General features: G+C 72.9%; 12 protein-coding genes. 3 read left to right on the top strand and 9 right to left on the bottom strand.

Annotated features, from left to right (window positions below; all coding sequences use genetic code 11):
- Window positions 1-20 precede the first annotated feature (20 nt).
- From J2Z33_RS08140 to J2Z33_RS08125, 4 genes are all read right to left on the bottom strand, one after another.
- Window positions 21-1,058 (bottom strand): rod shape-determining protein, encoded by a 1,038-nt coding sequence (locus J2Z33_RS08140; RefSeq protein WP_209839731.1) that lies wholly within the window; start codon window positions 1,056-1,058, stop codon window positions 21-23.
- A 148-nt stretch (window positions 1,059-1,206) separates the two neighbouring features.
- A complete protein-coding gene (locus J2Z33_RS08135; protein ID WP_209839730.1) occupies window positions 1,207-1,683 on the bottom strand; it encodes an ASCH domain-containing protein in 477 nt (158 codons plus the stop codon).
- Complete coding sequence (locus tag J2Z33_RS08130; protein ID WP_209839728.1) at window positions 1,680-3,257, bottom strand: 2-isopropylmalate synthase; 1,578 nt, start codon at window positions 3,255-3,257, stop codon at window positions 1,680-1,682. The genes J2Z33_RS08135 and J2Z33_RS08130 overlap by 4 nt, the downstream gene beginning before the upstream one ends.
- A gap of 750 nt (window positions 3,258-4,007) precedes the next feature.
- Window positions 4,008-5,075: a lysine-2,3-aminomutase-like protein gene (locus tag J2Z33_RS08125; protein WP_209839726.1), complete on the bottom strand. Its 1,068-nt coding sequence runs from the start codon at window positions 5,073-5,075 to the stop codon at window positions 4,008-4,010.
- A 301-nt stretch (window positions 5,076-5,376) separates the two neighbouring features.
- Here J2Z33_RS08125 and J2Z33_RS08120 point away from each other — a divergent pair, with 301 nt between their 5' ends.
- Complete coding sequence (locus J2Z33_RS08120) at window positions 5,377-6,618, top strand: multidrug effflux MFS transporter (RefSeq protein ID WP_209839724.1); 1,242 nt, start codon at window positions 5,377-5,379, stop codon at window positions 6,616-6,618.
- 12 nt (window positions 6,619-6,630) lie between these two features.
- Here the strand turns inward: J2Z33_RS08120 and J2Z33_RS08115 are convergent, their stop codons facing one another.
- Complete coding sequence (locus J2Z33_RS08115) at window positions 6,631-7,251, bottom strand: SH3 domain-containing protein (RefSeq protein WP_245218693.1); 621 nt, start codon at window positions 7,249-7,251, stop codon at window positions 6,631-6,633.
- Between the two features lie 173 nt (window positions 7,252-7,424).
- On the opposite strand from J2Z33_RS08115, the gene J2Z33_RS08110 reads away from it, so the two are divergent.
- Window positions 7,425-8,201, top strand: coding sequence for an L-fucose dehydrogenase (locus tag J2Z33_RS08110; protein WP_209839722.1), 777 nt, complete (start codon window positions 7,425-7,427; stop codon window positions 8,199-8,201).
- Window positions 8,202-8,214: 13 nt separating this feature from the next.
- Here J2Z33_RS08110 and J2Z33_RS08105 read toward each other — a convergent pair whose 3' ends face one another.
- The gene (locus tag J2Z33_RS08105; protein ID WP_209839720.1) at window positions 8,215-9,201 is read right to left on the bottom strand and encodes a quinone oxidoreductase family protein; all 987 of its coding nucleotides are present in this window, start codon (window positions 9,199-9,201) and stop codon (window positions 8,215-8,217) included.
- 135 nt (window positions 9,202-9,336) lie between these two features.
- Between J2Z33_RS08105 and J2Z33_RS08100 the strand changes: the two genes are divergently transcribed.
- The gene (locus J2Z33_RS08100; RefSeq protein ID WP_209839718.1) at window positions 9,337-9,510 is read left to right on the top strand and encodes a DUF1328 domain-containing protein; all 174 of its coding nucleotides are present in this window, start codon (window positions 9,337-9,339) and stop codon (window positions 9,508-9,510) included.
- Window positions 9,511-9,558: 48 nt separating this feature from the next.
- Here the strand turns inward: J2Z33_RS08100 and panB are convergent, their stop codons facing one another.
- The 3 genes from panB to J2Z33_RS08085 all read right to left on the bottom strand — a co-directional run bounded on the left by panB (window position 9,559) and on the right by J2Z33_RS08085 (window position 12,262).
- Window positions 9,559-10,371 (bottom strand): 3-methyl-2-oxobutanoate hydroxymethyltransferase, encoded by an 813-nt coding sequence (gene panB / locus J2Z33_RS08095; protein WP_209839716.1) that lies wholly within the window; start codon window positions 10,369-10,371, stop codon window positions 9,559-9,561.
- Between the two features lie 199 nt (window positions 10,372-10,570).
- The gene (gene panC, locus J2Z33_RS08090; RefSeq protein ID WP_209839714.1) at window positions 10,571-11,443 is read right to left on the bottom strand and encodes a pantoate--beta-alanine ligase; all 873 of its coding nucleotides are present in this window, start codon (window positions 11,441-11,443) and stop codon (window positions 10,571-10,573) included.
- Between the two features lie 60 nt (window positions 11,444-11,503).
- Complete coding sequence (locus J2Z33_RS08085; protein WP_209839712.1) at window positions 11,504-12,262, bottom strand: carbonic anhydrase; 759 nt, start codon at window positions 12,260-12,262, stop codon at window positions 11,504-11,506.
- Window positions 12,263-12,301 lie beyond the last annotated feature (39 nt).

The raw sequence follows: 12,301 nt of genomic DNA, 5'->3' as shown, positions 1-12,301 counted from the left end.
GGCGGCGGCCCTCCGGCCCGTCAGCTGTCGTAGTCGATGACGTGGCGGAGCTGCTTCTCGTATTCCAGCGCCTTGCCGGTCCCCAGCGCCACGCAGTTGAGGCTCTCGTCCGCAACCGAGATGGCCAGCCCCGTCTGCTCGCGCAGCGCGAGGTCCAGCTCGCCCAGCAGCGCGCCGCCCCCGGTCAGCATCACGCCCCGGTCCACGATGTCGGCGGCGAGGTCCGGCGGCGTCGCCTCCAGCGCGCTCATCACCGCCTCGCAGATCTGCTGCACCGGCTCGGCCAGCGCCTCGGCGATCTGCGCCTGGGAGATCTCCGTCTCCTTCGGCACGCCGTTCAGCAGGTCGCGCCCCCGGATCATCATGGTCTGCCCGCGCCCGTCGTCGGGCATCCGCGCCGTGCCGATGGAGGTCTTGATCCGCTCGGCCGTGCTCTCGCCCACCAGCAGGTTGTGCTGGCGGCGCAGGTAGCTGATGATCGCTTCGTCCATGCGGTCGCCGCCGACGCGCACGCTGCGCGCATACACGATGTCCCCCAGCGACAGGACCGCGACCTCGGTGGTGCCGCCGCCGATGTCCACGACCATGTTGCCGGTCGGATCGGTGATCGGCATCCCCGCCCCGATGGCCGCCGCGATGGGCTCGGCGATCAGCCCCGCCCGCCGCGCGCCGGCCGACAGGACCGACTGCCGGATCGCCCGCTTCTCCACCGGCGTCGCGCCATGCGGCACGCAGACGATGATCTTGGGCTTGGAGAACCCCGACCGCCGATGCACCTTGCGGATGAAGTGCTTGATCATCTCCTCGGCCACGTCGAAGTCGGCGATGACCCCCTCGCGCATCGGCCGGATCGCCTCGATCGACCCCGGCGTGCGCCCCAGCATCAGCTTGGCGTCTTCGCCGACCGCGAGCACCTTCTTCACCCCGTCCTTGACGTGGTAGGCCACCACCGAGGGCTCCGACAGCACGATGCCCCGGCCCTTGACGTAGACGAGCGTGTTCGCCGTCCCCAGGTCGATCGCCATGTCGGACGAGAAAAGGCTACCCAAGCCGAACATGGCCGCTCCGTTCCAGATTCCAAATGTCCCTTGGACCCGCGCCAGGTTCGCGCCTGCCGGGCCGCCGCGCTTATAGGCTTACGCCACGAAGGGCGAAAGGGCGCATCACGGCCCCGTGCGGCGCAATTCCGCCGCAGCGCGCCCCCCGTTACGCCCCCGTCACGCTCCCGGCCGGCCAGACCAGCTCGAACCGCTCGAACACCGTCGCGATGTCGTCGGAGAAGGCGAAGCCCTCCCGCTCCGCCTGCCGACGAAAGAACCGCCGGTGCCCGTCCAGCCAGTCGTCGCGCGTCCGCTCGCCCTCGCCCTCGTCCCAGGCGAAGGCCTCGTCCACCGACGACAGCGGCCCCACCCGCACCTCGACCGTGCGGATCACGGCCAGCGGGCGGCCGTCGCCCCCCAGCACGACCAAATGGCCGCCGGGGCGGGGCAGGGCGGTCCCGTCCGCCTCGAAGTCGCGCAGCAGCCCCGCCGTCGCCCGCTTCGGCCCGTGCAGGACCAGCAGCCCCAGCTCCTCGGCCATCTCCGGCGAATCGCCGAAGGCGAAGACGTCCGGCTCCTCGTCGCCAGGCCCCGGACGGGCGGCCCGACAGGCCGCCCAGAAGGCCCTCGCCTCCGGGCTCACCCGGCGTCCCGGTAGCTCACCGTCTTGGTGTCCTCGCCCGGCGCCGACTTCGCGCGCCGCACGATCAGGCGGTTGATCGCGTTGATGTAGGCCTTCGCGCTCGCCACCACGGTGTCGGTGTCCGCCGACTGCCCGGTGCTGATGCGCCCCTGCTCCTCCAGCCGGACGCTCACGGTCGCCTGCGCGTCCGTTCCTTCCGTCACGGCGGCCACCTGATAGACCTGCAACCGCGCCCCGTGCGGATACAGCGCCTTCACCGCGTTGAAGGTCGCGTCCACCGGCCCGTCGCCCGTCGCCGTGGCGCTGCGCTCCTGCCCGTCGATCTCCAGCACGATGTCGGCCTTCTGCGGCCCGTCGGTCCCGCAGATCACCCGCAGGTGCTTGAGCTTGATATGGTCCTCCGCCGCCTCGTTCTGCACGACCAGCGCGATCAGGTCCTCGTCCCAGACCTCCTTCTTGCGGTCCGCCAGATCCTTGAACCGCACGAACACGTCGTTGAGCTGGTTGTCGGCCAACTCGAACCCGAGGTCCTTCAGCTTGGCCCGCAGCGCCGCCCGCCCCGAATGCTTGCCCATCACGAGGTTGGTGTCGTTCAGCCCCACGTCCTGCGGGCGCATGATCTCGAAGGTCTCGGCGTTCTTGAGCATCCCGTCCTGATGGATGCCCGATTCGTGCGCGAAGGCGTTCTTGCCGACGATGGCCTTGTTGAACTGCACCGGGAAGCCGCTGACCGTGGCGACCCGGCGCGAGATGTTCATGATCCTCGTCGTGTCGATGCCCGTGCGATACGGCATGATGTCGTGGCGCACCTTCAGCGCCATGACGACCTCCTCCAGCGCGGTGTTCCCCGCCCGCTCGCCCAGGCCGTTGATCGTGCACTCGATCTGCCGCGCCCCGGCCTCCACGGCGGCCAGCGCGTTCGCCGTCGCCATGCCGAGGTCGTTGTGGCAATGCGTGGCGAAGATGATGCCGTCCGCGCCCGGCACCCGCTCCAGCAGCATCGCGATCAGCGCCGCGCTCTCGCGGGGGGCGGTGTAGCCCACCGTGTCGGGGATGTTGATGGTCGTCGCGCCCGCGCGAATCGCGATCTCCACCACCCGGCACAGATAGTCATGCTCGGTCCGCGTCGCGTCCATGGGCGACCACTGCACGTCCTCGCAGAGGTTGCGCGCGTGCGTCACCGTCTCGTGGATGCGCTCGGCCATCTGGTCCATGTCCAGGTTGGGAATCGCGCGGTGCAGCGGCGAGGTGCCGATGAAGGTGTGGATGCGCGGCCGCCTCGCGTGGCGCACCGCCTCCCAGCAGCGGTCGATGTCGCGCAGGTTGGCGCGCGCCAGCCCGCAGACGCTGGCGTTCTTCGTCGCGCGGGCGATCTCGCTCACCGCGCGGAAGTCGCCCTCGGACGCGATGGGGAACCCCGCCTCGATGATGTCCACGCCCATCTCGTCCAGAAGCTGGGCGATCTCCAGCTTCTCCTCGTGGGTCATGGTCGCGCCGGGCGACTGCTCCCCGTCGCGGAGCGTGGTGTCGAAGATGCGGACGCGGTCGGTCGGCTGGGCGGTGGTCTGGGACATGACGTGCTGATCCTTCTGGGGGTTTCTCCTGCTCCGGCGCGGTGATCCCCTCCGAGCGGCGCGCCGGACCGGCCCGCTCAGAGGCGGCTAAGCAGGAGGAGGAGGGCGCGCGGCGTCATGGGCGGGGACCATAACGGCGTTCCGTCGCGGGGAAAAGAGGGCACCGCCCGCCGCGTCCCCGGCCGCGTCCCCGGCCGCCGCCTAGCCCCCCTTGCCGATGGGTCGGCACGGCCTCCGCCCCGCAGGGTGGGGCTCCACCCCGCCGCGCGCCGGCGGCCCCCCGCGCCCGCGCCGCCCTCTCAACTTGGCCCAAATACGCAAGCCCCGCCTCCGCCCGCGCCGCGCGCTGGTGGGATGGAGCCCCGCCCACGCCAGCGGAGCCGCCGCTTCCCGGCCCCCCGATCCCTAAAATGCCACGCAACACGCAACGCCCGTTGCTGTCAGGCCCCGTTAACGCCCGCGTGCGATTCTCCCTCCCACGCGGCCCGGAGTCCCTCGCGACCTCCGCGCCCCCCTGAGGCCCGCCCACGCGGCCTCCCCCCGCGCCGGAGGTCCCCTCGCCCCCGGCCGGTCTGTTTGACAGCGCGACGGGCCGCTGGCCCAAACGCCACCTGGGCGAGAGGTCCCAGCCGCCGGCGCGTCGTGCACGCGCCTCCCGTGGGCCGGGCAGTCAATCCGGCACCACGGCCCCCATCCCCGCCGGCGCGCGCCAGAACAGCCGCGCCGGCCGGGCATGGGACTCGCATCCGCTCAGCCCTCCCCGCCCTCCGGCGGATAGGCATGGACCCGCCCCGCGTGGTCCTCGACCAGATGCCCCCCCGGCCTGTCCGGGTCCGGCACCGCAAAGGACGGCCCCAGCGGCACCTTCCCGTGCCCCCCCGGCAGGTCGAGCACGTAGCTCGGCTGGCACAGCCCCGACACCCGCCCCCGCAGCGCCCGCAGGATCGCCTGCCCCTCGGCGATGGGCAGCCGGAAGCCCGACGTGCCGGGCGCGAGGTCCGGGTGGTGCAGGTAATACGGCTTCACCCGCGCCTCGACCATCGCCCGCAGCAGCGCCTCCAGCGCCGCCGCGCTGTCGTTCACCCCCCGCAGCAGCACCGTCTGCCCCAGCATCGGCACCCCCGCATCCACCAGCCGCGCGCAGGCCGCCCGCGCCTCGGGCGTCATCTCGCGGGCGTGGTTGGCGTGCAGCGCGACGAACACCGCGAGGTCGGGGCTCGCCCGCAGGGCCGCCGCCATCTCGGCCGTCACCCGCTCGGGCGCGACCGACGGCACGCGGGAATGGAACCGCACCACCCGCACATGGGGGATCGCGCCCAGCCGCTCCACGATCTCCCGCAGCCGCCGGGGCGACAGCATCAAGGGGTCGCCCCCCGTCACCACCACCTCCCAGACCTCCGGCCGCCCGGCGACATAGGCCAGCGCCGCCTCGGTCTCCTCGGGCGAAAGCTGCCCCAGCCCCTCGGGCCCGACCATCTCGCGCCGGAAGCAGAACCGGCAGTAGACCGGGCAGACGTGCAGCGGCTTCAGCAGCACCCGGTCGGGGTAGCGGTGCACGATCCCCGGCACCGGGCTGTGCGCCCCGTCGCCGATGGGATCGGCCCGCTCCTCCGCCGTGGCCTCCAGCTCGGACGGATCGGGCACGAACTGCCGGGCGATCGGGTCGGCGGGGTCATCCAGCGCCACGAGGTCCGCCATCGCCGGCGTGATCGCGACGGCATAGCGCGCCGCCACCGCCTCCAGCCCCGCCCGCGCCGCTTCGGGAACCAGCCCCGCCTCGACGAGAGCGCGGGGGCTGCGGATCGTGTCGCGGGTCATGCGGTCGGGTCCTTCGCGCCGGGCCGGGCGCGGGACGGCCCCGCGCGCCGGTCGCCCGCACTAGAGGCTCGGGCGATCCAAGGCAAGCCGGGGCCAAGGCAAGCCGGGGCCAAGGCAAGCCGGGGCCAGGGCAAGCCGGGGCCAGGGCCCGCCGCCCCCGGCATGGCGGCCATGCGTTGAACTCCCCGGTTCGATGTGAAACACCGGGGACTCGACGGCGCGGGCCACCGGCCTAGCTGCGGCCCTCGTTTCCCCATCCGCGACCCCACCCGTTCCCCGTTTCCACCCGCCCGGACCTTCGATGACCCAGCCGCATCCGCACCTGGGGGCGCTCTCCCGCCCCGAGTTCGTCGCCCTGATCGCCGCGATCATGTCGCTCAACGCCCTCGCCATCGACGTGATGCTGCCGGCGCTGCCGCACATGGCCGAGGCGCTGGGCATCGCGAACGCCAACGACCGGCAATACGTCGTGTCCGTCTACATGCTGGGCTTCGGCGTGGGCCAGCTCCTCGTCGGGCCGCTGTCCGACCGCTTCGGCCGCCGGATGCCGCTGCTCCTCGGGATCGGCCTCTACATCGCCGCCGCCCTGGCCGCCGCCGCCGCGCCCAGCTTCGGGATGCTGCTGGCGATGCGCCTCGTGCAGGGCCTCGGCGCCGCCTCGACCCGCGTCATCGCCGTCGCCGTCGTGCGCGACCGCTTCTCGGGCAGCGCCATGGCCGAGGTCATGTCGCTCGCCTTCATGGTCTTCATGGTCATCCCCGTCGTCGCCCCCTCCATCGGCGAGGTCCTGCTGGCCTTCGCGCCATGGCAGAGCATCTTCCTGTTCATGGGCGTCCTCGCGCTGGCCTTCGGCGGCTGGGCCTTCCTGCGCCTCCCCGAGACGCTGGCCCCCGCCCAACGCCGGCCGCTCACGGCGGCCTCGATCTTCGGCGGCTTCCGCATCGTGGTCTCGAACCGCGCCGCCTTCTGGTATGCGATGGCGGGCACCTGCACCTTCGGGGCGCTGTTCGGCTTCATCAGCACGGCGCAGCAGATCTACGTGGACATCTACGGCCTGGGCGTGTGGTTCCCGGCGGCCTTCGCCTTCGTGGCGGGCCTCATGGCGGTGTCGTCCTTCCTCAACTCGCGCATCGTGCGGCGCTGGGGGATGCGGAACATCTCGCACCTCGCCATCCTCGCCTTCACCGGCCTCAGCGGCCTCCTCCTCCTCGCCAGCGTCGCGCTCGACGGCCACCCGCCGCTCTGGCTGTTCCTGGGGCTCCTGTCCGGCGTCATGTTCATGTTCGGCTGGGCGGCGTCCAACATGAACTCGCTCTCGCTCCAGCCCTTGGGCGCGGTGGCGGGCACGGCCTCGTCGGTCTTCGGCTTCATCCAGACCCTGGGCGGCGCGCTGATGGGCGGCTTCGTCGGCCAGCAGTTCGACGGAACCGTGATCCCCACGGCGGCGGGCTACTTCGTCCTGGGCGCGCTGGCGGTCGTCTGCGTCCTCATCGCGGAGCGCGGCCGGATGTTCGCCGCCGCCGAGGACGCCGCCCTGGCCTGAGCCCCGACGCGCCTACTCGATGACCTCGGCCGGATCGACGCCCCAAAGCGCCGCCTTGGGGGCCCAGCCGCCATAGCCGCCGGCGGTGATCCGGCACCAGTCCGGCTCGCAGGACTCCAGCCGCGCCACCACGTTCGCCTCCAGCAGCGCCACCCCCGGCGCGCCCTCGTCGGGCTTGGCGCGCAGCGGCATCCGGTCCTCGGTGACAAGGACCGTCCGCGTCCCCGACAGCAGCGAATAGTGCACCCAGCCGCCCTGGCCGTCCCGGTCCTCGACCCGCCGCCAATGGCCGTATTCGGCGGTGATCCGCAGCGGCATGTCCTCGCGCACGAACACCCAGTCGATGCGCTGGTCCAGCGCCGGGCCGCGCCGGGCGTTGCCCTCGTCGGTCTTGAGAGACACGTAGCGCGGCAGCGGCAGGCTGGTCTCCGACCCCACGGTCGGCGGCGTCGGCACGACCGGCGCGGGCGGCTGCGCGACGGGGACGACCGCCTCCTCGGGGGCGGGGGGGCTCAGGGTGGCCGGCCGCGCCAGCGGGCGCACCTGCGCCCCCACCGGTCCCGCGCAAAGCGCCAGGACCGCCAACCCGAGGCGAAGTCCGCGCCGCTTCCCCATGCCGCCCCCGAATGCCATGAAACCTCCCGGCGGCCCCGGCCGCGCGGTGATCCGTTGATGCCACGTCCGCACCCGCGCCGGTAGGCCGGGCCTCCCCGAACGCCCGCCGAGTGTGGTCGCGGGGCGACTCCGCCCCCGTTGACAACCTCCCCCGCAAGGCCCTCCCTGTCCCGGCAGGGAAGGGGAACGGCATGGACCTGGAGCTTCGCGACAAGGTGGTGGTGGTCACGGGCGGCGCGTCGGGCATCGGCGCGGCGGTGTCCGAGGTGCTGGCCGACGAAGGGGCCGTCCCCGTCATCCTCGCCCGCCGCCCGCCCGAGGACGCCTTCCTCGCCCGGCTCGCCGCCCGCAGCGCCCGCTCGGGCTGGGTCCGCGCCGACCTGTCCCGCGACGAGGACTGCGCCCGCGCCGCCGAGGAGGTCCGCGCCCGCTGGGGCCGCGTGGACGGGCTGGTGAACAACGCCGGCGCGAACGACCGCGTGGGCCTCGCCGAAGGGCCGGCCGCCTTCCGCCGCAGCCTCGACGCCAACCTCGTGCACTACTACACGCTGCTCCACCTGCTGCTCCCCGACCTCAAGGCGGCACGAGGCGCGGTGGTCAACGTCAGTTCCAAGACGGCCGTCACGGGGCAGGGGGGCACCTCGGCCTACGTGGCCGCCAAGGCCGCGCAACTCGGCCTCACCCGCGAATGGGCCGCCGACCTCGCGCCCTTCGGCATCCGCGTCAACGCCGTGGTCCCGGCCGAGGTGATGACGCCTCTCTACCGCCGCCTTCTCGACGCCCAGCCGGACCCCCGCGCCGAGGAGGCGCGCATCGCCGACCGCATCCCGCTCGGCCACCGCATGACCACCCCGCGCGAGATCGCGGACAGCGTGGCCTTCCTGCTCTCGGCGCGGGCCGGCCACACCACGGGCCAGTGGATCTTTCCCGACGGGGGCTACACGCACCTGGACCGCGCGCTGCCCTGACCGGCCGCGCGCCTCAGGGGATCAGCACCGTCGATCCGGTCGTTTCCCGCGCCTCCAGCGCGCGGTGCGCCTCGGCCACCTCGTCCAGCCGGAACCGCTGCCCCACCTGGGCCGTCACCTCGCCCGCCACCACCTTGCCGAACAGGTCCGCCGCCATCGCCCGGCAGGCCTCCGGGTCGGCGATGTGGGTGAACAGCGTCGGCCGCGTGATCTTGAGCGACCCGCGCGACGCCAGCGCCATCAGGTCCACCGGCGGCACCTTGCCGCTGGCGTTCCCGAACGAGATCATCATGCCGAGCGGCCGCAGGCTGTCGAGCGAGGCCTCGAAGGTGTCGCGCCCCACGCCGTCCATCACCACGTCCACGCCGCGCCCGCCCGTCAGCCGCCGCACCTCGGCGGCGATGTCGGGCACGGCCCGCGTGTCGATGGCGTGGATGGCCCCATGCTCCAGCGCCCGCGCGCATTTCTCGGGGCCACCCGCCACGGCGATGACGCGGATGCCTTCGGACCGCGCCCATTGGCAGGCCAGCAGCCCCACGCCCCCGGCGGCGGCGTGCAGCAGCACGGTGTCGCCCGACGCGATCGGCACCGTGCGGCGGAACAGGAACTGCACCGTCAGGCCCTTGAGCATGATCGCCGCCGCGTCCTCGAAGGCGATCCCCTCGGGCAGAGGCACCACGGCCCCGGCGGGCATCACCCGCGCCTCGGCATAGGCGCCGGACGGCCCGCCGCCATAGGCCGCGCGGTCGCCGGCCTTCAGGTGCGTGACGCCCTCGCCCACCGCCTCGACGATCCCCGCCCCCTCCTGTCCCAGGGCGGCCGGCAGCGGCATCGCGTAGAGCCCCGACCGCTGATACACGTCGATGAAGTTGAGCCCGACCGCGTGGTGGCGGATGCGGACCTCGCCGGGGCCGGGCTCGCCCAGCGGGCGGTCCTCCAGCATCATCACCTCGGGGCCGCCATGCTGGCGGATGACGACGGTGCGGGCTGTGGCGGTCATGCGGTCTTCCTCGCTGGTCCGGGGGTCAGCCTAGCCCCAACCCTCGGGCCTGTGAACAGCCCGCGAACATCGGCGGAACCTTGCCCGCGACGCGGCGTTGAATGGGCAAATGCCTGTTTCCGAAAGGAGAACCCAATGCTCGGATGGGCCGTCACCTTCCTCGTCATCGCCCTGATCGCCGCGCTCTTCGGCTTCGGGGGCATCGCCTCCGCCTCGGCCGGGATCGCGCAGATCATCTTCTTCGTGTTCATCGCGCTGTTCGTGGTCGCGATGATCGCGCGCGCCGTGCGGGGCCGCCCCCCCGTTTGATCGGGCCGGTCTGACGCTGGCGGGGCCCCCCGTCGCGGGGGGCCTTCGTCACCGATAGACCTGATCCTCGCCGGGGAAGGCGCGGGAGCGCACCTCCTCGGCGTAGGCCTTCACGGCCTCCTCGATCATCGCCCCGAGCTGGCCATAGACCTTGACGAACTTCGGCGGCCGGTTGGGGTTGAGCCCCAGCATGTCCTCCAGCACCAGGATCTGCCCGTCGCAGGCCGCCGAGGCGCCGATGCCGATGGTCGGGATCGCCACCTGCCCGGTGATGCGGGCGGCGAGAGGCTCCACCATCCCCTCCAGCACCACGGCGAAGGCCCCGGCCTCGGCCACGACGCGGGCGTCCTCCTCGTGAAGGGGCCAGGTCTCCTCGTCCCGCCCCTGCGTCTTGAACCCGCCCATGACGTGGCTCGACTGCGGCGTCAGCCCGATATGCGCCATGACGGGGATGCCCCGCTCCGTCAGGAAGCGGATCGTCTCGCCCATGCGGGCGCCGCCCTCCAGCTTCACGGCCCCGCACTGGGTTTCCTTCATGATGTGCGCGGCGTTGCGGAAGGCCATGGCCGGGCTTTCCTCGTAGGTGCCGAAGGGCATGTCCACGACCACCAGCGCCCGTTTCGTGCCGCGCACCACCGCCCGCCCGTGCATCACCATGAGGTCGAGCGGCACGCCCACCGTCGACTCCATCCCGTGCATCACCATGCCGAGGCTGTCGCCCACCAGGATGAAGTCGGCGTAGCGGTCCACGATGGCCGCCGTATGGGCGTGGTAGCTGGTCAGCGAGACGATGGGCTCGCCGCCCTTGCGGGCGCGGATCTGCGGCACCGTGATGCGGCGGACGGGGGCTTGGGTGCTCATCGGGGCTCCTGGGGCTGGGTCTCGCGCGGGAGGGTCGGCAGGGCGCCCGCGCGCCGTGGCGGACCGGCGGCTGGGCGGATGGGAGCGGCGGTCCTTGCGCCTCCCCCGCATCCGACCTCGCGCCGGCCGATGGGGAGACGACGATAGACCTCGCCACGGCGGGCCGGGACACAGGGGAAGGCAAGGACAGGCCGCGCGGTCATCGCGGCCCCTCCGGCCCGACCTCGCGCTGGTCGATCAGCAGCACGCCCCCGACCTCGGCCGAAAGCATGATGCCCGCGCGGCGGGTCAGGTGGCGCACGACGGGCGTGAACCGCTCGGCGTCCACGATGTCGAGACCCTTCAGCGTCGCGCGCGGCTCCTCCGCGACCGTGGCGCGGATCGCCTCGGCCATGCGCTCCACCGTCGCGCCCTCCGCCGCCAGCGCCTCGGCGCGGTCGAGCGCGCGGGACAGCACGAGCGCCGCCTCCCGCGCCTCGGGGTCCAGCCGCACGTTGCGCGACGACATGGCGAGGCCGTCCGCCTCGCGCAGCGTCGGCACGCCGACGATCTCGACGGGCAGGTGCAGGTCGCGCACCATCCGCCGGATGACCGCGAGCTGCTGGTAGTCCTTCTCCCCGAACAGCGCGACATCCGGCTGCACGATGTTGAGGAGCTTGCAGACCACCGTCGCCACACCCCGGAAATGGCCGGGCCGCACCGCGCCGTGGAAGAGGCCCGACAGCCGCACCGTCTCCACTACCGTCTCGTCGCCTTCCGGATACATCTCGGCGACCGGGGGCAGGAACAGCGCGTCCACGCCGGCCTCCTCCAGCATCGCCCGGTCGGCGTCCAGCGTGCGGGGATAGGTTTCCAAGTCCCTGGGATCGCCGAACTGCGTCGGGTTCACGAAGATCGAGGCCACCACCCGGTCAGCCCGCCGCCGCGCCTCCGCCACCAGCGCCATGTGCCCGGCATGGAGCGCGCCCATGGTCGGCACCAGCGCCACGCGCCCCGAGGCTTGGCCCGTCCCATGGCCCGCCCAGCCTCGGCGGAGCGTCCGCATCGCGGCGACGGTCTCGCAGGTCTCCATGGCGTCCCCCCCCTCGCGCCTTTGTCTTAGGAGCGCGGAACGGAGGCGGCAAGGCCGGCCCTAGTTCAGCAGCAGATACCGCCGGTTCAGCGGCTGGATCGGCCGGGCGTCGTTGGGAAACACCGTCGCGAAGGCCGCGACCACCTGATCGGACACCGCCACCGGCTGCGTCATCACCGTCCACGTCACCGACTCCGTGCAGGGCGGCGTCGTCAGCGAGCCTTCGTAGCGGTAAAATCCCCCCTCCGTCGGCAGGAGGCTCGACGGGTCGGCGGCGCCCGCCGGGGCCTCGCCCTCCACGGCGGGGGCGACCTGGAACAGCGCGTCGAGCAGCCCCGGCCCGCCGCCGCCCGTCAGCATCACCCCGATCACCGCCAACGCCCCATCCTCGGCCTTGTGGACGAAATGCACCTCCATGTCGCTGTGGGCGGCGTCCACCGCGTGCTCGGACGGGTGGTGGAAGTGGAACTGCGCCAACTCGTAGCGCCGGTTGCCGATCTCCAGCCCGCCCCCCTCGCTCCCCTCGGCGAGGTTGAACTGGATCGTGTGGCCGTTGTTGACGGCCACCCAGCTCGCCCCCGGCGCCCAGTCGCGGCGGAGCGCGCCCACCTCGCCCTTGATGGCGCCGGCGAGGTCGATGGGGGATTGCTGCGTGCCGGTCGCGCAGGCCGCGTTGGCGGGATCGAGCGAGGCCCAGGCCTCGGGCCCGGTCTCGCCCTCGTAGCTCCAGTGCGCGCCGTCATGCGCCGCCCCCTCGGCCAGGAGGGGCGCGGGCGCGAGGAGGAGCGCCAGGATGGCGGCGGGGCGGGACAGCGGCATGACTCGGGGCCTCCTTGGGGACGGGTGGGTGCGGTGACG

Origin of the sequence: Rubellimicrobium aerolatum, from assembly GCF_017872975.1 — a bacterium.
In the GTDB taxonomy this organism is placed as follows: Bacteria; Pseudomonadota; Alphaproteobacteria; order Rhodobacterales; family Rhodobacteraceae; genus Rubellimicrobium; species Rubellimicrobium aerolatum.
Note: the sequence above shows the minus strand (reverse complement) of the source record. Positions and strands in the feature narration are given on the sequence as shown.